This window comes from Moorena sp. SIO1G6 (genome assembly GCF_010672795.1).
Lineage (GTDB): Bacteria > Cyanobacteriota > Cyanobacteriia > Cyanobacteriales > Coleofasciculaceae > Moorena > Moorena producens.
Map to the genome: position 1 here is coordinate 249,871 of NZ_JAAHFZ010000008.1, position 18,591 is coordinate 268,461.

Here is an 18,591-nt window from a genome sequence, read left to right on the forward strand (position 1 = left end):
CTCCCCGGTCTAAAGACGCGGGGATTCTTTGTTCGCAGACTCGACTTGCTTAACCAGGTCGGAACCAGGAAAAGTAGAGGCCAAATCTCCCAAAACGTTCGGATCTAGGATCCAGGTTCCGGTGTGCCCCACCGTACCCAAGGCTCTCTTGAGGATATTGATGGCAGCGTTGTGGTCGCGGTCTAATTGACAACCGCATTTGCAGGTGTGAGTCCTAGTTGATAGAGACTTTTTTACGACCTCACCACACTCAGAGCAGTTCTGGCTAGTGTAGGCGGGGTTGACTGCAACAGTGACCCTGCCAAACTTAGTTCCAAAATGCTCCAACCATTTCCTAAACTGATACCAACCCGCATCATTAATAGACTTGGCCAGACAATGATTTTTAACCAAATTCCTAACCCTTAGATCTTCGTAGGCAACCAAATCGTTAGATTGGATTACGCAACGTGCCAGTCTCTTGGCGTGTTCTTCACGTTGCCGACTTATTCTAAGGTGTGTCCTACCTAGTTTATTAACAGCTTTCTTGCGGTTGGATGAGCCTTTATTTTTTCGAGATACCCGACGCTGATAAAACTTTAAGCGCTTTTCACCAATCCGATAAAACCGGGGGTTAGGTTCAGTTTTTCCAACGGAATCCGTGTAGAAATCCTTCAGCCCGACATCTAACCCGATGGCTGTTCCAGTTGGCTCCAGTTCTTCCGTTATGTCAACTGAAACACAGAACTGGACATAGTAGCCATCAGCTCGTCGAACTATCCGAACCCGCTTAATTTGCTTCTTATCAAAGCGCCACAAGTCCCAATTACCCTTGAGTTTGAGCTTCCCAATTCCCTTCTTGTCCCTGAACACGATCGACTTTTTATCTGGGGACAATTTCCAGCCAGACTGTTTGTATTCAACCGATCTGCCACGCTTTTGGAACTTTGGGAAACCTTTTTTTTCAGGTACCTTTTTTTTGCAATTGTCAAAGAACCGAGAAATTGATGACCATGCCCGTTCAGAACTGGCCTGACGAGCAGTAGAGTTCAATTCATTAGCAAACGGGAACTGATGGGCTAAAACTTTGCTGTATTTCGACAGATCGTATTTATTGACGCCCTTGTTGTCCATCCAATATCTGAGACAACTGTTTCGGATAAAACGGGCTGTCCTAATCGCCTCATCAATAGCCAAATATTGAGGTTTTTTGCCGTATGCCTTGAACTCCAGAATGATCATCAGTCTGGACCTTTAACTGCTTTATTTTATTCTACAAGATTCCGGAAAATCTCTGAATATTTTTCACGGCGGCTAAAGCCACCATCTCGCTTTCATCCCCAGTCTTTAGACACGGGGCTGAAAGCATCGTTGATTCTTTGTAATCCCGCTTAGTCGGTCCACCAAAACCACCTCGATAATATTTCACTGCTGCCGCCGCTGACATCCAATCTAGAGCCGCTTTGGCCAGTTGTTTCACCTCCGGCTCCTTCGCAAAGTCGTAGAGATTTAGGTAAGCCGCAAAGGTGTGACCATGGTAAGTCTCTGAGTCCCACTCTCCCATACCAATGTTGTATAGCGCCCAGACATAGCGCTGAATTTTCTTTTTATACAGACGCCTAGTCTCTTCATTTCCGGTTTCCTCCGCCATCAGATAAACGGAAATCTCTCGCATTGCCCGGAGATTGTCCGTGTTGCGTCCATCCACCCAACCTCCTCGCACATCCGGTCCCCAACCATCACCACCTTTTCCCTTACCATAAATCGGGTGAGGACGCCCATTGGGGTCTGTTTCTGTCCAGGTTTTGGCACCGTCAAACATTCGCTGTTTGTAGGTCGGGTCGAGAAACTGCCCAAAGAAGAAGTATTTTCGGATTTGTCCCTTGAGGGTGAAAGCGTAATAGTAGTCAATACCCTCAGTATGTTGGTTATCTTGAGCTTGGGCATCTTCTGATTGCAGAAACTCTAGGGCTTTGTCCCGATTGCCAACAATAAAATCAAACATGGCATAGGGATAAGACCGCTTCTCATTTTCCCCGTAGTTGTTGCCATAACCTAACCCATCGTAGTACTGAATTGCCTGGTTGGCTCGCACCCAGAATTCTGATTCCAATTCAGGAGTCCACTGATTCCTATACTTGGTAGCAATCGGTAAGGGTTCAATCTGAATTAGATCAGTAACAGATCTGCTAATCACTGGTTTAGCATCTGACGCTGGTGTGGTCGGTATAACTTGGTGGGTACAGCCCAAGACAGCGCCAGCGACAACGAAAGCATTGCTTAATAATGGAATGATTTTAAGAGTGAGGTGGAATGGGCATCTTGGTGGAACTGGCATCTTGCCAGTTTCAATATATTTTCGGGCGGGCAGGATGCCCACTCTACTGCTATTCATGGGAAGATTCAGCCACGGGACAAAGGAAGCTACTAGTAAGTGACGAGATTTCCGAGATTTCACCAGATTTCACCAATTGTAGCGATTGCTCTCAATTCTTACACAACAACCAACACTGTACACCTGAGCGTCAACCCTAAATTAAACATCGGCACTTCACAATTTTTAATCATGGGCAATGGGGCTCAGAATGCCCAGGGATTGACACATTCAGGATATAGTCATGTTCGATTTACTATTTGCTCGCAATTTGGCCACTACACTAATCATACTCACTGTGTTCATTCTTGGCTTAGACAAGTTGTATCGGCAGGATCAAAACCCTGGAAAACTCCAAAGGGTTCAGCACATAGAACAGGCCCTTCGAGTCGGATTTGCCCTCAAGGCAACTCAATTCCGTTGACCTTCCCTGAACTAGGTGTGGAATAGGAGCCAGTTCCCTAGTTCGACCCAAGTTACTGGTTTGTCAGATGGCTGTGAATATTAGTAGACAAGAACCCTATAGTAACCATGGATAAGGCAACTACGTAATTATTCGTAGGCCACTATTGCGAGTGGCTCAGAGATTTCCGAGATTTTGCGGATACGGTTTACTGTCATTTCCGATTACTGTTGTATATGGTAGTTTTAACCTTTTGCTGCATCCCCCTGGGGCACCCAACCGCCCATCAGGGGTTTTTTGTATTGAGTGTGGCTAAATTTTATCAGTTATAGTATGCTGTAGTCTTAACTGTAATTGCAGGAGAGTGCAGTGGGGAGTAGGAATCGGGTTTTGATAATGTCTCAATTAGGCTAACCGTCCCTACCCCGTCTTATCCACTAAACTCAAGGTCTCCCAAGGTTACTCCACTTTTAATAATCGGCTAAAAATTCAAGCTAGACTAGTATTAGCCGGTAAAATACCTAAAGTTTTCCATATAAAGGACAATCCATTTTAAGCTTTTTAATTTTTGTAGCCCTATAAGTGAAATTAAAATGTGATATGATAATTTTTTATTTGTTTTTAAAATATAAAAAATTATCTATGAAATTATTATAATAATCAGTAAAATACCACTACTAATAAATCAGTAAAAAATACTGACAATAGGGTTGCTTTTATTACTATAAATAGTTAGTTTATTTATAGTAATAATTTTATTAATAATTAAAAATATTCGGTTAAGCCTGCCATCAAAAAAAGCAAAAAACAACTGATATAGAAATCCTAATAAAAACGTGATAAACATCAACAGGAGGATGGGTGGATTCTTCCCCATCTTCCCCATCTCGATCAATCATCCCCCTACAGATGCAACGCTCCCGATTTATCTGTGGGGAGTCGTCAAGTCGCTTGACCGTAGGTCACGCTGCGCGAACGCTCCAATTCAAAGTTCAAAATTATTAATTCAAAATGATTCGGACAATTCTAGATTTTTAATTTTTAATTTTTAATTTTTAATTCCCCGGGGGGCTTGTACCCGGAATTAATTAATTCAAAATTTGTTCAATGTCTTGATGCAATAGCGAGTGGGGGAAACCACGGCAATAGCGAGTGGGGGGAACCCCCAAGACCGCGCTGCCTCCCCAAGACCGCGCTGCATCGCTTCTAGATTTTTAATTTTTAATTTTTAATTTTTAATTCCCCAAAGGGGTCAAAGCTAACAAGTTCTGATGGTACAAACCCCACTAAAAACCAGAATTACGGGCTTGCTCCATCAACTGCTCAGCCCTACGTCCCCACTGGGGATTACCTTGGCTATTGTAAAGGTCTCTAGCATACTGCAAGACTTCCAGAGCATCACTAAATCGGTTTTGGCGCAGAAATACTACACCAGCACCATAATAGGCATTAGCGTAGTTCGAGTTAGCTACCGCTGCTTGCTGGAAAGCTGCCAGAGCACCATCCAAATCTCTCTGATTAAATAAAATTCCCCCGATATTGTAGTGGGCTTCGGGGTATTTGGGATTGATTTTGATCGCTTGCTCAAACGCCTTTTTTGCTTCCTCCAGCTTGCCCTGTTGCCTATAAATCAGTCCCAAATGATATGCCGGTTCGGGAGCATTACGGCTAAATTCCATTGCTTGTTTAAATGATGCGATCGCTTGTGCGGGTGTTCGCAACTGGGACATAACTAGACCCATGTTATAGTGAGCAACACCCAGTTTAGGGTCAAGTTCCAGAGCTCTTTCTAGATATTCCCGTGCCTGAGACAAATTCTTTCCTTCCAACAGAGCAGCCCCTAAATTAGCAAAGGCTAGAGCAAATTTGGGATCAGTCTGGGTTGCCCGATAAAAGGCATCGGCTGACGCCTGCAATTTACCAACCTGCCGCAATGCTAGACCCAAGTTGTAGTGTGCTGGTGCTAGCTTGGGATTCAGTTGGGCTGCCTTTTCAAACGCCACAATCGCTTCAAGTACCTTACTCTGTTGAATTAATGCCAGTCCTTGATTAAGTTGCTCAAGGGCTGCCGGTTGAGTTGGTTTAAGTGCTGGCAGATACTGAGACTGGGCGATTTGTCTACTACTGTAACCGTAAGGGCGAGTAAGGGGATGATGTCTACTCAGTCTCTCTGGTGAATCCTTCAGATGATCTGGGTTAACCCCTAGGGCATGGGAAACTAGTGGCTGTGTCAGCACCAACAGCCAACTGACTCCTAGGCAGAAATATCCTCTGGCAGTGACTTTTGTGTTAACAAACATTAAGTTGAGTGGGAACAAATTTTTCTTAAGATTTTTGAAACATTTTTTTTTATAGTTGTTACGTGTATTCATATTTTTTGAAAATTAGTGACCTAGAGTTATCTAACTTAACAGTTTTAGTAGTTTACATTACAAGACATTGCAAGTTCGATCTAGATCAAACCAAAATAAGTTAATCTCACAACCAGATAACGTTGATCCCATCTCAACAAAACTTCTGCATAAACCAGTAGTCAGGAGATAAGTAGGTAGAATGATTAGGTAAGAGAACCGTTGACATGGCACTTTTTAATCAACTAACCTCCCTACCAGATCATCCCCTTCAAGCTCCGCTTCAATGCATAAGTCCAATTGAAATAATTTGGGGGTAAATTATGAACGGCAAAGTGTGTAAAGCCACCCGTAATGTGGCAATTGTTGGTCCGTATCTCAGTGGTAAAACCACTCTACTCGAAAGTTTGTTGTCCGTTACTGGTAGGATTTCTCGCAAAGGCACAGTAAAGGAAGGCAACACCGTCGGTGATAGTGCCACCGAGGCCAGGCAACGCCAAATGAGTGTGGAGGTAACTGCCGCCAGCACCGAGTATCAAGATATCTGCTTCAATTTTATAGACTGTCCCGGTTCCATTGAATTTGCTCAAGAAACCTACAACGCCTTAGTTGGTGTGGATGCGGCTGTCGTGGTTTGTGAACCAGTAAGCGATCGCGTCCTCACCCTAGCACCCTTATTCAAATTTCTCGACGACTGGGAAATCCCCCACTTAGTCTTTATTAACAAAATGGATCGGTTTGAGTTGACCGATGATGCTAATGGTAACTCCTTACGGTCCGTCTTCGATGCCCTCAATTCCGTTTCCACTCGCCCCTTAGTACTGCACCAATACCCCATTGGTAAGGGAGAACACCTCACCGGATTTATTGATTTAGTCACCGAACAAGCCTATCTTTACCATCCTGATGCCCCAGCTGATCCGATCCCACTGCCAGAGTCATTGAAAGAGGCAGAACAGCAAGCACGCACAGAATTACTAGAAACCTTAGCAGATTTTGACGACCACCTCCTCGAAGAACTACTAGAAGAAATCGAGCCACCCCAAGAAGAAATTGTCCAAGACCTGAAGATGGAATTGGGGGCCGACTTGATTGTACCTGTATTTATAGGTGTTGCTCAGCAAGATTACGGTGTTCGCCCCTTGATCGATGCCCTACTGCGGGAAGCACCAACCCCAGAAACCACCGCCGAGCGTCGGGACATTGCTGGTGATGAATCAAGCACGGTGGCACAGGTACTCAAAACCTATTACACTCCCCAAGGTGGAAAACTCTCCCTAGTGCGAGTTTGGCAAGGTAAACTAACCGATGGCATGGTCTTTAATGGTGCCCGCGCCGGAGGCTTATACCGTATGTTTGGTCACCACACTCAGTCAGTTTCCCAAGTCTCTGCTGGTGATATCATTGCCCTGGGACGCTTAGAGGGCATTAAAACTGGTGACACCCTGACCACTGATACGGGTAATCGAGAGATTAAATTACCAATAGCTGAGGCAAGCAAACCAGTCTATGCGTTAGCCATTACCCCTCAGAAGCGCAAAGATGAGGTTAAGCTCAGTGGTGCTTTAACCAAGCTGCTGGAAGAAGACCCATCTTTGGTGTGGGAACAACATGGAGACACTCACGAAATCATCCTATGGGGACAGGGAGATATTCATCTTCAGGTTGCTCTAGACCGGATGAGCCGCAAATACAACTTACCGATGACCACTCACTTACCCCGAGTGCCTTACAAAGAAACTATCCGCAAATCCACTACCTCTCACGGGCGCTACAAGCACCAAAGTGGTGGTCATGGGCAATATGGTGATGTCTACCTTGATATCCAACCCTTGTCTCGGGGTGAAGGGTTTAACTTCTCCGAAAGCATTGTCGGTGGGGTCGTCCCAAAGCAATATATCCCTGGTGTGGAGATCGGAGTAAAGGAGTACTTGTCCCACGGACCCTTAGGCTTCCCAGTGGTAGATGTGGCTGTTACTCTCACCAATGGCTCTTACCACTCGGTAGATAGTTCGGAACAGGCATTTAAACAAGCAGCACGGCTCGCTATGACCGGTGGTATGCCCAATTGTGAACCAACGTTACTTGAGCCAATTATGTCTGTTGGGGTCTATGCACCTCAGGAATTTACCTCTAAGGTGCTGCAATTGATCACCGGTCATCGGGGTCAAATCCTCGGCTATGAGACCTGTTCTGATTGGACAGGATGGGATTGTGTCTCTGGCTATATCCCCCAGGCAGAAATGCAAAACTTGATCATGGAATTGCGATCGCTTACTCTAGGGATCGGTTTCTTTAATTGGACCTATGACCATCTCCAGGAAGTGCCAGGTAAGCTAGCTGATCGGGTGCTGGCAACCACTGGCAATGGTAATGGTAATGGTAAGAGCTAGGTTAATCCTGTTAGGTAAGCATTCAGCCGTCAGCGGTCAGCCGTCAGCTTATTTTATTCAAAAGCACCTCAAGTAGCGATGCAGCGCGGTCTTGGGGAGGCAGCGCGGTCTTGGGGGTCCCCCCCATGAGCGACTGCCGTGGTTTCCCCCGGAAACGAAACCTTAGACAGGCTCGCCTTTATGGTTGGTAGGCTATGCAGATGCATGGTTAAAACTTATTGATTAAGGCGAGCCTGTCTTACGGTAACTATCGCCAAAGGCGACGCTTCGCGAACAAACCACTCGCTATTGCATCAAGACAGCCTGCGCTATGGGGATAATCTGTTCCGGTAGCGTGGCCACAGACCCAAAGCTGATACGCGACACGCTGATAGCTGTTGGCGTAGCCTGGGCGTAGCGCATATGCTTACCCTGTTAGGGGTTAGGTTAATGGTTAATGGTTAATAGTTAATCGTTAATGATTTTATTACTTAAAGCCTAAAGCAATCATTCCTAATCCCTAGCGAGAGGCTACCCGCTGGAGTTTTTCAAAAATAAAGGGAACTATCAAAATCAGTAGTTTGATTGGCCAAGGAACAAAAAATAGGCTGACAAACAGACACAGTAAGGCTGTTATAGCTGCAGCCACTTTGACGATTTCTTCAGTAGTCTTAACGCAAAGGTAAATGGCTACTGAGGCGATCATCAAAGTTATCGATAATGGGATAATCATAATTATTACCTCAACATTTTCCGCCATAATTACCTAACCTAGCATCAGGGTTATGGAAAACATAGCAGTTGAGTCAGGTTGCCCCGTCTAGGCAAGAGGGGGGTGCTGACCATGCAACACTGCCAATTAGCAGAACTTGATCCCAGATTATTCTCCTAGAGACTACACGATTGAGAATGGGATTTTCGGATACTTACCTAAATTGTCCCACCTTGGGGTCCGTTTGATTCACCTCAAGATGCGTTCGCGTAGCGTGGCCATAGGCCAATCGCGTAGCGGCTCCTAGGTCCCATCCCATGGGGTGCATTGAGATGCACCCGCTACCACCAGCCTAGCCTTAGTCACCTTAGGAACTACCAGCAGCGCACAAGCAACAAGCTTAACTGGACTGATTGAATTTGGGACTAATGGATCAGGAAGTACGAACAGTCCACTTGTTTGGGATACCGGTGCTGATAATAGCTTTTGGGACTTGTTCGTTACCAGCGATGGTGAAGACGGTGAATTCATTAATGGCTCAAGTACTCGCAACATCGACTTTGAACTAACAGAAGGTATCCATACATTTACGATTTATGGTGATGGGAGAAGCGATTTTGCTAATCGCAGCAGTGATTACGGTTTGAATTTGTTTTTCAATGGAGAGACCGCCAATCCAGGGATTTCAGTCTTTGGAGAATTAGCCCGGTCCAAATGGTTACTGGGACATGGTGGGACAATTTACATTAAACGTAGAAACTACAAACTTAGAAACTACATCTGTCCCTGAACCGGCTTCAGTGCTAGGTCTGCTGAGAGTGGGTGCATTCGGTGTTGGTGCAACCCTCAAGGGCAAAAAGAAACAGCAAGCCTAAGCTGGCCTTCTCAAGAAATTAGCAATCTTAACAAATTACCAATATATAGCAGTTCTCAATTGGGTATTGAGAGCTGCTATATAGTGTAGACAATCTATACCTAAGCCATACGTTGAGCAAACGCGATTGGCCTATGGCCACGCTACGCGATCGCAAACTTTCGTAAGCCTTACTAAAAATGTAGGCTAACGGAATTTGATATAACACACCGAACTCTTGACTAGCTCCTACCCGATCGAGACATTAATCATTTTGAATAACGAAGTAGGCGAAGCCAAAGAACGAAGCAATTAGGATTTCAGCAAAAGGGCTATCATCTTTGTAAGCATTCAGCTATCAGCCGTGAGCCAAAGGCTCACGCTACTTGAGGTGCCGTCAGCTAATCAACGGGAGGTAGTAAACAAGCTTACGGGCTGGTACGCCTGGTTGAAAATCCCTGCTCGTTTTACTCATCCGACCCCGTGCAGTTCTCGGGCCTGCTAGCACCTCAAGTAGCGTGCGCGTAGCCCATAAGCTGATAGCTGATAGCTGACGGCTGAATGCTTACTCATCTTTTGGTTTGCTTCTAGCCATAATTTTGATTACTGACCTGGTATTATAGCAGTTTTATATGGTTATATCACACTCAGGTTAGCCGCCAAGAATCATGTAGGGTGCAAAGTAAATGGCAGTGCTTAACTCACAATACCTGATTGATATTCAGGAAGGATTAGGATTTGCTGAACAATTAGTGTTTTCCAACACAGGGCAATATCTGAGTGATATCCAAAGAGCAGTTTTGCAAAAATCCTGGCAAGGGCAACGCAAAACCTATGACCAAATCGCTCAAGAGTTAGGCTATTCAGCAAGTTATATCAAGCAGACCGTTGCCCCTAAATTATGGAAACTGTTCTCAGAGGCACTAGGGGAAAAAGTCAGTAAAACCAATTTTCGCAGTGTACTCGAAAGACGACAGGTCAATCAAGAATCGAGTCATACTCAGGAGCAGATTGGGGTATTGAAACAGCGACTAGAGCCTTACTACAAAGGGAAGGTGCAATCTACAGCTAAGCAACAGATCTCAAATGTTCTTTTTCCTAACCATCCCCAATCCCAAATCCTCAATCACCAATCCCAGCAGTTGGAGTTACCAGAGGGAAGAGTTCCTTTAGCTTCCCGATTTTATGTCGAGCGAGTCCCCTATGAATTTAGGTGTTACGAAGAGATTGTTAAACCAGGAGCCTTTATTCATATTAAAGCACCCAGACAGATGGGTAAAACATCCCTGATGGTCAGGATTCTGGCTCATGCAGAAACTCAGGGTTACCAAACTGTGCGTTTGAACCTTCAACGAGTGGATGTTGAAATTCTCACTAACCTAGATAAATTTTTGCGTTGGTTAGCCTACAATGTCACCCGCAAGCTGAACCTAAAACCTATGCTGGATGATTATTGGCATCAGGACCTCGGTAGTAAAGTCAGCTGCACCACCTATTTCCAAGACTATAGCAATTCTCATAGCTATGAGAATTGCTATAAGTTGTACAGTATCGAGCTGGTGAATTGGTCAGACAATCACGTGATGGTTAGCTGCAATTTGTATCAGCGATACTTTAGCGATCGCGTAGCGTCGGCTTTGCCGAATCGCTTTAATAGTTATAGCGCTACGGGCTGGCAACAGGCAACAGGCAACAGGCAACAGGCAACAGGCAACAGGCAACAGGCAAGCCAAGTTTTACAAAGCTTGTAGTAATTTATGCCTCACCATTATTTGTAAATACCCGACGGCGTATTGCTATAGTAATCGGAAATATAGGGTTTTCCATACTTATGAGATACACAGGATTTTTTCCCAATTCCGAAGTTCCCTATTCCCTCTTCTGAGTTCCCTGTTCCCAGATCCGCTGTTCCCTGTTCCCTAAAATCCCAAAATTCTGTACCTCACCCAATTAAAAACCGCTATATTGCTATATAATCGTTACTGTTCAAGGCCCCCCGATAGCCTGCAGAGCTTAAACAAATATCTGCCAGTAACATTATGACCTCTTGCCATAATACCAGCACCGCCGTCATTGAAGACTCGAAAGGGGTTAAGCGAGTTGCCTTGCTAGGAATGCCCAACACGGGCAAATCAACCTTCTTTAACCGTATCACAGGTACCAGTGCTCACGTTGGCAATTGGCCCGGCATTACTGTAGATCTACTACAAGCTAATGTCCAACTCAATGGCGAACCTACGGAATTCGTAGATTTACCAGGAATTTATGACCTGAACGGATTTTCTGATGATGAGAAAATTGTTCAAACCTTCTTAGAAAATTTTGCTGTTGATCTATTTATTATTGTTCTCAATGCTTCCCAAATTGACCGTCAAATTCGCTTGGCATTGCAGGTAAAAGCCCTAGGTTTACCTGCAGTGGTGATGCTGAATATGGCTGATGAAGCTAAGCAATATGGAGTTAAAATCAACACAGAAAAATTATCCGATAATTTGGATATGCCTGTGTTCCTCATTAGTGCCAAGTATGGAGACGGCTATATGAGGGCATACCTAGAAATTTCTAAAACATTAAACGCACAAGAAGAATCGATTAATAGAGATAATCGAATAGATAATCTAAAAACTCGTTTATCTGAGCATAGCTCTATTTCCACTAAAGAGATAGAATCAGTACTAAATGGTGCGGTAGAAATGCCCTCTGAGATGGCAGTCAATTTAACTGCCAGGATTGATAAGTTCCTGCTGCATCCGATATTGGGATTACCCTTGTTCTTCTTAGGAATGTTCCTGGTATTTTGGGTGGTTTGGACTGTGGGACTCCCCTCTCAAGACCTGATGGATGATATGACTGGCTGGATTCAAGGTGCCATAATTGAGCCTGTCATCCAACCCTTACCCACAGTGATTCAAGACTTTTTGATTAATGGGATTTGGAACGGTTTAGCTACCGTTGCTTCCTTTGTTCCATTAATTGTGCTGTTCTTTATCTTAATGGCAATTCTAGAAGATAGTGGCTACCTATCCCGTTCTGCCTATTTAATGGATATCTTTATGGAACGGTTGGGGTTAGATGGTCGCAGTTTTGTGATGCAAATGATGGGATTCGGCTGTAATGTGCCCGCATTAATGGGAACTAGAGTTATGCGATCGCAAGCCTTGCGACTGCTAACTATGCTAGTGATTCCTTTTGCTTTGTGTGCTGCCAGACTCCAGGTATTTGTCTTTATCATTGCTGCTGTATTTCCCCATGGTAACGGAGCGTTAGTATTATTTTCCCTATACCTACTTAGTTTTGTAGCCGCCATTGTCACTGCTGCTCTTTTCCAAGGAGTCTTTAAAAACGAGGAACCTTTTATTATAGAATTACCCCCTTACCGAATTCCCACCCTCAAACAAGTGTTACTTAGAGGGTGGGGAGAAGTCAAAGAATTTTTGCAACGAGCATCTGGGTTTATTACCTTTGGCTGTGTTGCCGTTTGGTTCATCACGAATTTACCGCCAGGAGCGACAGGATTGGATACCATTGGCGGGCAAATTGGACAATTTTTCAGTCCGGTCATGAATCCCATTGGTATTAATCCCCATTTAACCCTAGCTCTAATTTTTGGTTTCATTGCTAAAGAAATTGTGATTGGCTCTTTAGCTGTAATTTATGGACTTAACTCCGTTGCTGTTAGTCAGCAGATAACTGATACAGTGACATTTATCCAAGGATATAGTTTTTGTATCTTTTGCTTAATCTACACTCCCTGTTTAACTACCGTTGTTACCCTATTTAATGAGGCAAAATCATGGAAATTTACCCTATTTTCCTTAGTGTTTTCCTTAGGGTTGGCTTGGGTAGCTAGCTTGATATTTTACCAGGGAGCTTTAGCACTGGGATTTCAATGAAGAGATAGCACTTCTCAATTGGGTGAGGTACAAATTATTGGGTTAATGGGAGTCGGGAGGGGGATTCCCACTTATAGCACTATGCGCTACTGTTAGGACATTCCTAAACTCCGAAACGTAAGTAATCGCTGACTTTTGACTTCTGACTTCTAACTTCTGACTTGCGCGTAGCGCTATATCCTCCCTGAGCAAGACAGTCAAGAACATCGCAATGAGCCAATGACCAATCATAAATGTATTATTTTTTACAGAAAAATTTATTTTTCGTGGTATATATGTCATGCTGGTGTTAGTTAATTGGAGTGGAAGCCCCAGTAAGGGGCTGGGAAAATGCAAAAAATCGAGGCAATTATCCGAGCCTATAAGCTCGAAGACGTCAAAATCGCTTTAGTCAATGCTGGTATCGTTGGCATGACCGTGTCTGAAGTTCGGGGATTTGGACGGCAGAAAGGTCAAACTGAACAGTATCGCGGTACAAAGTACAGAGTAGACTTTCTTCCCAAGGTCAAGCTAGAAGTGGTTGTTGAAAATGGCTTAGTTGACATGGCAGTAGAAAAAATTCTCGCTGCTGCTCACACTGGTAAAATCGGCGACGGTAAAATTTTCATCAGTCCCATTGAGCAAATTGTCCGGATTAGGACTGGGGAAAGGAATCTAGAGGCGGTTTAATCCCTAATCAAGTAGGGTGGGCAAAAACAGTTTGCTTATTTTGATAATTCTAGATTAGAATACTTTGCCCACCCTACTTTAATTGGTATTTTTTTTACTTGAGCTTGTCCGGTGGGCAAAAACAGTTTGGTTCAAATCAGTATTAATGATTAGATTACTTTGCCCACCCTAATTGAATTGGTATTTTTTTTACTAAGTGGTGATGGGTAATGTAAGCATTCAGCTATCAGCCAAAGGCCAAGGGCTTTTCCCCAGACTTTCAATTTTATTCTAAGCTGACCGCTGACAGCTGAACGCTGTTCGCGTACGCGTGCGCGTAGCGCATATGCTTACAATCCACCCACGATTTGCTAAGTGATTAGTAGGACTTAGTTTAAATTAGACTCGTAAAACAGTGATTTGCTCCTATTGGACACTGGCCAATCGTCGTTTTCACCACCTATAATTAATTTTTCAATCTCCACATATTCTTTGGCAAGTTGCCGGAGAGAATTAATTAAAATATCAAGAGCGATCGCATCACTAGTTCCTAAATCAAACCAGCAGCGCCCCCAAGTGCCTTCATACTCAAACTCGCCCTGATTATGCATCAAGGCCATTAAACTCTTTTCCGCTACTCTATCATCATATTCCATGTAGCTGATTTCTAGGCCAACCTCTTGCACTGGCAGGTTTTCTGCATCAAATCCTCCCAATTTACCTAATAAAAACCAGGAATTGAACAGTTCTTCCACATATTCCTTTTCCCGATAGGAAGGAACAGTGCTAAATTCTATCCAAATCCACAAATCAAATGGGTTAAACTCACGAAATATAATTTGCATATCGTTTAGGGAACAGGGAACAGGGAATCGGGAACAGGGAATCGGGAATCGGGAATCGGGAATCGGGAATCGGGAATCGGTGAAAAGCAATTATTTTAACTAACACTTAGTTTTTTTTATCGCCATTAATCCCGAATATCGGATATTAACTTTTTGATTAATCCTGATTTTTTTCAAACCCTATCTTATCACAATTTTAAACGAGTTGTGAAAAATATAGTTATGAAAAATCACCAATAGTGAGAGAGGGAGCAGGGAGCAGGGACTGAGGCCGTAGGCCACGCTACGCGAACGGAGCAGCTCAAGGGCACCTAAGCAGTTGTGGAGAGCCAGTTGCTGATCTAAGTCCCCATCTCCCCATCTCCTGCTCTTCCTGTGATTCCCTCAAAGAGTATAACTACTTGTTGCTACTACTACCCAATCTTGATCGTGAGTTTTCCCTAAGGCATAGTGAACTGTACACCATTCTCCAGACAGATTGAAGTTAAGATGGTAAGTTTTGGAATTAAGCAGTTGAGTGGCAAACAGGTTTCTCAAATCTATCTCGAACTTGCATTCTGTTTGGATTTCCTCTAATCCGGCTCTTTCTTCTGACAATTCTTCTTGAACCTCTTGGTATTGTTCCGTTGATAATTCTCCTTCTTCCTCTAACTTTACTAGTTCTTGTTCTAGCTGTGCTATTGTTTCCTGATACTCTTCTATCTCATTTCCGTAATCATCTCGAACTCTAATAAATTCATTGATTTCGCTAATCTCTAAAAATCCCGTAGTATCCAATAATTTTTGCATAACTTCGTGGCGACTAGTGGTGATCACTACCTCGAAACCTCCCAAAGTCAATTCTTCCTCTGCTTGGGCTTTATGAGTAATTTGATTGGTGATAGATTGGATTTGCTCAACTAGTGCAGCGGTATTGTCTTGGACAGATTCTAGATCCGGAATCATAAATTGTGGTGATGAGTTGCACCGCCAGGTTTGTTTGATACCTAATCCAATCCACTCTCCTGCTGTTGATAAACCAATTAGCATCGGAATTCCTAAGGAGCCAAAGATACTTTGTTGAATGGGAAATCCCTCTTCCAATTCTTCTGGTAGTGTAGGAAGGCGATAGCCATAGATAGTTAACTCTGAGAAATTAGCTTGCAGCAGTGCGATCAGATTTTGGTAATGGGCGCTCACAGGTTGAGATTGGGTTGCGCGAATCTGACTGAGAAACTCTTCAGGAGTAAAGGGCATAAGACCGGTGTTATCGACTAGAAAGCGTTCCACTGAAAAAGAACCTTTATCGTCCACTTCCCAAGGAATAACTATATAAGGAGCGTCACCAACTAGGCTGAAGTATTCATCTTTGGTTAATTCTTGAAGGGTAGTAACAATTTGCTCAGTTTGGGGTTTCATAATTATTGTTAAGGTAGGATGTTAGTAAGCATTCAGCAGTCAGCTTTCAGCTGTCAGCTATAGAATTTTCATTTGAGATGTGAAACTATAATTGATGGTGAAAGGGAATAGGGAACAGGGAATAGGGAATAGGGCAGAGGGAATAGGGAACAGGGAACAGGGAACAGGGAAAGAATCCGTGTGTGTACTTCATTAATAGGAAAACGACTGTATGATAAATCAGCATTTGGTTTCATGAGATAATTTAAAATTATATATTAGCAAATAGTTGATATAATTGATCATACTTATGAGGTAGATTTAATTTTATTACTCCCTACTCCCTACTCCCTACTCTCAAAAATTCCAATGCCGAGGTACCTCCTTACACACAACTGCCACGAATTATAATGTATTTTATCTCAAGCAGTCATGAGTTTTAAAGCAGCAAATTCTAGTCAAGATTTGAACCAATCTACAGCAGTAAGTTCTAAGATTATTTCCGGTCGTTTTACGGTTCTGGAACAGTTCACTGAGTTCTTGACCTATAGCCAAATGTAAATTATTCAGCTTTCTCGTGGTTCGTTCCAGAGTGAGTTTTTGGCTACCCAGATTGGTGATTTATATTTCACACGTATTAGCGCTAATCAATCGGTTCAAGTAAGCGGTCCGAAACAGCAGGGATATTTAACTTTTGCGTTGGTTTGGGAGGCTAAAGGAGGCCATTTTTATGGCCACGGTCAGCCCCTGTGTCCCCAAACTGATTTGAATGGTTTTGATCGGCAACGGGAAACGGGCTTCGTGACTCCTCAAGTGGGAATGATGGTAGACATATTCATCCCGGTGGGAATCTTTGAAGCTTGTGCAAATCAGTTGCAGCGCTATGATTTGGACGATCGCTTCCTCGCCAAGAATCATGTGAGTATATTGCCCGATCGGATTGGGGAGATCAAGGATTATCTGCGGGAACTATTTTGGTTGGCGCAACATCAACCTGACTGGTTGAACCAGCCCCATGTTCAACAGCTGGTTGCAAATGATCTGGTTCCGTTGGTGATTCAAGCCATTCCCATTCAAGGCAGTTCCACCCCCACCCTCAAACCCTCTCGGCGCAGAAAGTTGATAGCCCAAGCGGAGCAAGAAATAGTAGCCCACTTGGAAAAACCCCTGACCCTGAAGGAGCTAGCCAAACGATTGGGCTCTAGCAGTTCAGCTTTGTCCTATGGGTTTCAGGAGTTATTTGGCATGAGTCCCATGCGCTATCTCAAGGTGCGACGGCTGAATGCGGTGCGCAGGTGCCTGAAGGCAAGTGATCCAGACAGTTGTAGCGTAGAAATCCTGGCTAACCAATTTGGCTTCTGGAATGGAGGCCATTTTGCTAGAGATTACAGAGTCATGTTTGGGGAATTGCCTTCAAAAACGTTGCAGAGGAAACCAGAAGTTAGACAAGAATCTTAAAAGCCGATTGTACCTGATTTTGAGACGATATATGACGACGCTTAACAAAACGAATTATAGATAAAACTAATTATTGTCCCGTCAAAGACTATTTTATTTTTATGGTTAGTAAAGTTGGAATTTTTGAGTATTGAGGGGAACCGTTTATGTTTAAGCTTAAATAGACAGCAGGTCAAAGTTGCACAGTCAAAGTTGCACAACTTATGAACTATGTACTATCCGAGCAAGCTAAAACCGATGAGGGAGCTATAGCTTTAGTACAAATGTTCTGCATCAGTGACATGCTCCCGGTGCAGAAAACTTGCAAAACCAAAGTTGAAACTCTGATACAGACGGAAGCTGTTATGAAATATTTGAGAGCTAATGGTTCTAAGGGAAGTGGCGTTGCTGAATCTTCGCGCTGAATAGGAGTAGAGTGGGCATCCTGCCCGCCCGACAATATATTGAAACTGGCAAGATGCCAGTTCCACAGCAAGATGCCGATTCCTCAGATGCGACCCGTTCGCGCCCCGCGTTCGCGCCCCGCGTCGGCTTTGCCGAAAGATGCGACCCAACGGCGATTTACTCGCCCTAGGAGGCGCGCGCCTAAGCGCGAATTTAATAATTAGATCGCTCAAGCGCACCTAAAAACTCTTAATAATGGAATGATTTTAAGAGTAGGTGCGCTTTCCAATGGGCGAGTAAATCGCCCTTGGGTCGCACCTGTGGAATAGGCATCTTGCCTGTTCGATATCTTTTGGAGCGGGCAGGATGCCCACTCTACTCCTATTAATTCAAAGATTCAGCAACGCCAGCTTTTGGAACTATGCTCTCCCTGGTTATTGCCGGGAGTTGATTTACTGTTTTTATCAGGGTTTATGAATAAGTTTTAACTGTATTTAGAAGAAGATAGTGGCGGTTGCGATCGCATCCTCTGTTTTGCTTGCGTTTTCCTGCTGTTTTCCTGATGCTCAAAGGCTTAGTTTTGATTCAGGAGACTTATAAGCCAGAGGAAATGGTTGGGCATGTTGAGTATCTGTGAGCATGTCACCTTTGTAATTAGGTACATAGATCCCCCCTAGCCCCCCTTAAAAAAGGGGGGAATTAGATTTAAAAGTCCCCCTTATTAAGGGGGATTTAGGGGGATCTGAACAGGGATTAACAAAATTGACATGCTCCCTTGAGTATCTGTGAGCGGACGCTTTTTAATCAGTGCGGGATGATTGGGATAATACAGACATGAAACCTTGATTGGGTCGATAAGAAGCGGACGCTTTTTTGCGATCGCTTTTTTGTAAGCATATGGGTGGCACAGGCTTCAAGCCTGTGACCTCACCTAGCTTGGCT

General features: G+C 43.9%; 17 protein-coding genes and 1 pseudogene. 10 read left to right on the forward strand and 8 right to left on the reverse strand.

Translation table 11 applies throughout. The features are described from left to right. Positions 1–9: 9 nt before the first annotated feature. Positions 10–1,221, reverse strand: coding sequence for an RNA-guided endonuclease InsQ/TnpB family protein (locus F6K63_RS10370; protein ID WP_008181204.1), 1,212 nt, complete (start codon positions 1,219–1,221; stop codon positions 10–12). A gap of 139 nt (positions 1,222–1,360) precedes the next feature. Further along, positions 1,361–2,317, reverse strand: a pseudogene (locus F6K63_RS10375) (hypothetical protein); the annotation flags it as partial. Positions 2,318–2,597: 280 nt separating this feature from the next. On the opposite strand from F6K63_RS10375, the gene F6K63_RS10380 reads away from it, so the two are divergent. Then, complete coding sequence (locus F6K63_RS10380) at positions 2,598–2,777, forward strand: hypothetical protein (protein ID WP_071103626.1); 180 nt, start codon at positions 2,598–2,600, stop codon at positions 2,775–2,777. Positions 2,778–4,042: 1,265 nt separating this feature from the next. On the opposite strand, the gene F6K63_RS10385 is transcribed toward F6K63_RS10380, so the two are convergent. Further along, a complete protein-coding gene (locus tag F6K63_RS10385; protein WP_008181208.1) occupies positions 4,043–5,056 on the reverse strand; it encodes a tetratricopeptide repeat protein in 1,014 nt (337 codons plus the stop codon). A 374-nt stretch (positions 5,057–5,430) separates the two neighbouring features. On the opposite strand from F6K63_RS10385, the gene F6K63_RS10390 reads away from it, so the two are divergent. Then, complete coding sequence (locus F6K63_RS10390; RefSeq protein ID WP_287311985.1) at positions 5,431–7,500, forward strand: elongation factor G; 2,070 nt, start codon at positions 5,431–5,433, stop codon at positions 7,498–7,500. Positions 7,501–7,999: 499 nt separating this feature from the next. Here the strand turns inward: F6K63_RS10390 and F6K63_RS10395 are convergent, their stop codons facing one another. Further along, positions 8,000–8,212, reverse strand: coding sequence for a hypothetical protein (locus F6K63_RS10395; protein ID WP_287311987.1), 213 nt, complete (start codon positions 8,210–8,212; stop codon positions 8,000–8,002). 472 nt (positions 8,213–8,684) lie between these two features. Between F6K63_RS10395 and F6K63_RS10400 the strand changes: the two genes are divergently transcribed. The 4 genes from F6K63_RS10400 (at position 8,685) to feoB (ending at position 12,937) form a co-directional block, all read left to right on the forward strand. Further along, entirely contained in the window at positions 8,685–8,981 is a 297-nt protein-coding gene (locus tag F6K63_RS10400; protein ID WP_287311988.1) for a hypothetical protein, read from the forward strand. Then, the gene (locus F6K63_RS37165; RefSeq protein WP_353736747.1) at positions 8,920–9,066 is read left to right on the forward strand and encodes a PEP-CTERM sorting domain-containing protein; all 147 of its coding nucleotides are present in this window, start codon (positions 8,920–8,922) and stop codon (positions 9,064–9,066) included. The genes F6K63_RS10400 and F6K63_RS37165 overlap by 62 nt, the downstream gene beginning before the upstream one ends. Positions 9,067–9,730: 664 nt before the next feature. Then, positions 9,731–10,795 carry an AAA-like domain-containing protein gene (locus F6K63_RS10405; protein ID WP_287294653.1) on the forward strand — a complete coding sequence of 355 codons (1,065 nt, stop codon included), beginning with the start codon at positions 9,731–9,733 and terminating at the stop codon, positions 10,793–10,795. A 288-nt stretch (positions 10,796–11,083) separates the two neighbouring features. Beyond that, positions 11,084–12,937, forward strand: coding sequence for a ferrous iron transport protein B (gene feoB, locus F6K63_RS10410; protein ID WP_008181262.1), 1,854 nt, complete (start codon positions 11,084–11,086; stop codon positions 12,935–12,937). A 42-nt stretch (positions 12,938–12,979) separates the two neighbouring features. Here the strand turns inward: feoB and F6K63_RS10415 are convergent, their stop codons facing one another. After that, a complete protein-coding gene (locus F6K63_RS10415; RefSeq protein WP_008181263.1) occupies positions 12,980–13,219 on the reverse strand; it encodes a hypothetical protein in 240 nt (79 codons plus the stop codon). Positions 13,220–13,267: 48 nt separating this feature from the next. On the opposite strand from F6K63_RS10415, the gene F6K63_RS10420 reads away from it, so the two are divergent. Then, positions 13,268–13,606, forward strand: coding sequence for a P-II family nitrogen regulator (locus F6K63_RS10420; protein ID WP_287248372.1), 339 nt, complete (start codon positions 13,268–13,270; stop codon positions 13,604–13,606). 368 nt (positions 13,607–13,974) lie between these two features. Here F6K63_RS10420 and F6K63_RS10425 read toward each other — a convergent pair whose 3' ends face one another. From F6K63_RS10425 to F6K63_RS10435, 3 genes are all read right to left on the reverse strand, one after another. Continuing rightward, positions 13,975–14,430 (reverse strand): DUF3531 family protein, encoded by a 456-nt coding sequence (locus F6K63_RS10425; protein ID WP_287312108.1) that lies wholly within the window; start codon positions 14,428–14,430, stop codon positions 13,975–13,977. A gap of 384 nt (positions 14,431–14,814) precedes the next feature. Beyond that, positions 14,815–15,828: a hypothetical protein gene (locus tag F6K63_RS10430; protein WP_287311990.1), complete on the reverse strand. Its 1,014-nt coding sequence runs from the start codon at positions 15,826–15,828 to the stop codon at positions 14,815–14,817. Between the two features lie 68 nt (positions 15,829–15,896). After that, positions 15,897–16,064 (reverse strand): hypothetical protein, encoded by a 168-nt coding sequence (locus F6K63_RS10435; RefSeq protein WP_154659710.1) that lies wholly within the window; start codon positions 16,062–16,064, stop codon positions 15,897–15,899. 175 nt (positions 16,065–16,239) lie between these two features. On the opposite strand from F6K63_RS10435, the gene F6K63_RS10440 reads away from it, so the two are divergent. From F6K63_RS10440 to F6K63_RS10450, 3 genes are all read left to right on the forward strand, one after another. Continuing rightward, the gene (locus tag F6K63_RS10440; protein ID WP_008181270.1) at positions 16,240–16,368 is read left to right on the forward strand and encodes a hypothetical protein; all 129 of its coding nucleotides are present in this window, start codon (positions 16,240–16,242) and stop codon (positions 16,366–16,368) included. Between the two features lie 39 nt (positions 16,369–16,407). Beyond that, positions 16,408–17,265 carry a helix-turn-helix domain-containing protein gene (locus F6K63_RS10445; RefSeq protein ID WP_287297060.1) on the forward strand — a complete coding sequence of 286 codons (858 nt, stop codon included), beginning with the start codon at positions 16,408–16,410 and terminating at the stop codon, positions 17,263–17,265. Between the two features lie 898 nt (positions 17,266–18,163). After that, on the forward strand, positions 18,164–18,286 hold the full coding sequence (locus tag F6K63_RS10450) for a hypothetical protein (protein ID WP_287248381.1): 123 nt from the start codon (positions 18,164–18,166) through the stop codon (positions 18,284–18,286). Positions 18,287–18,591 lie beyond the last annotated feature (305 nt).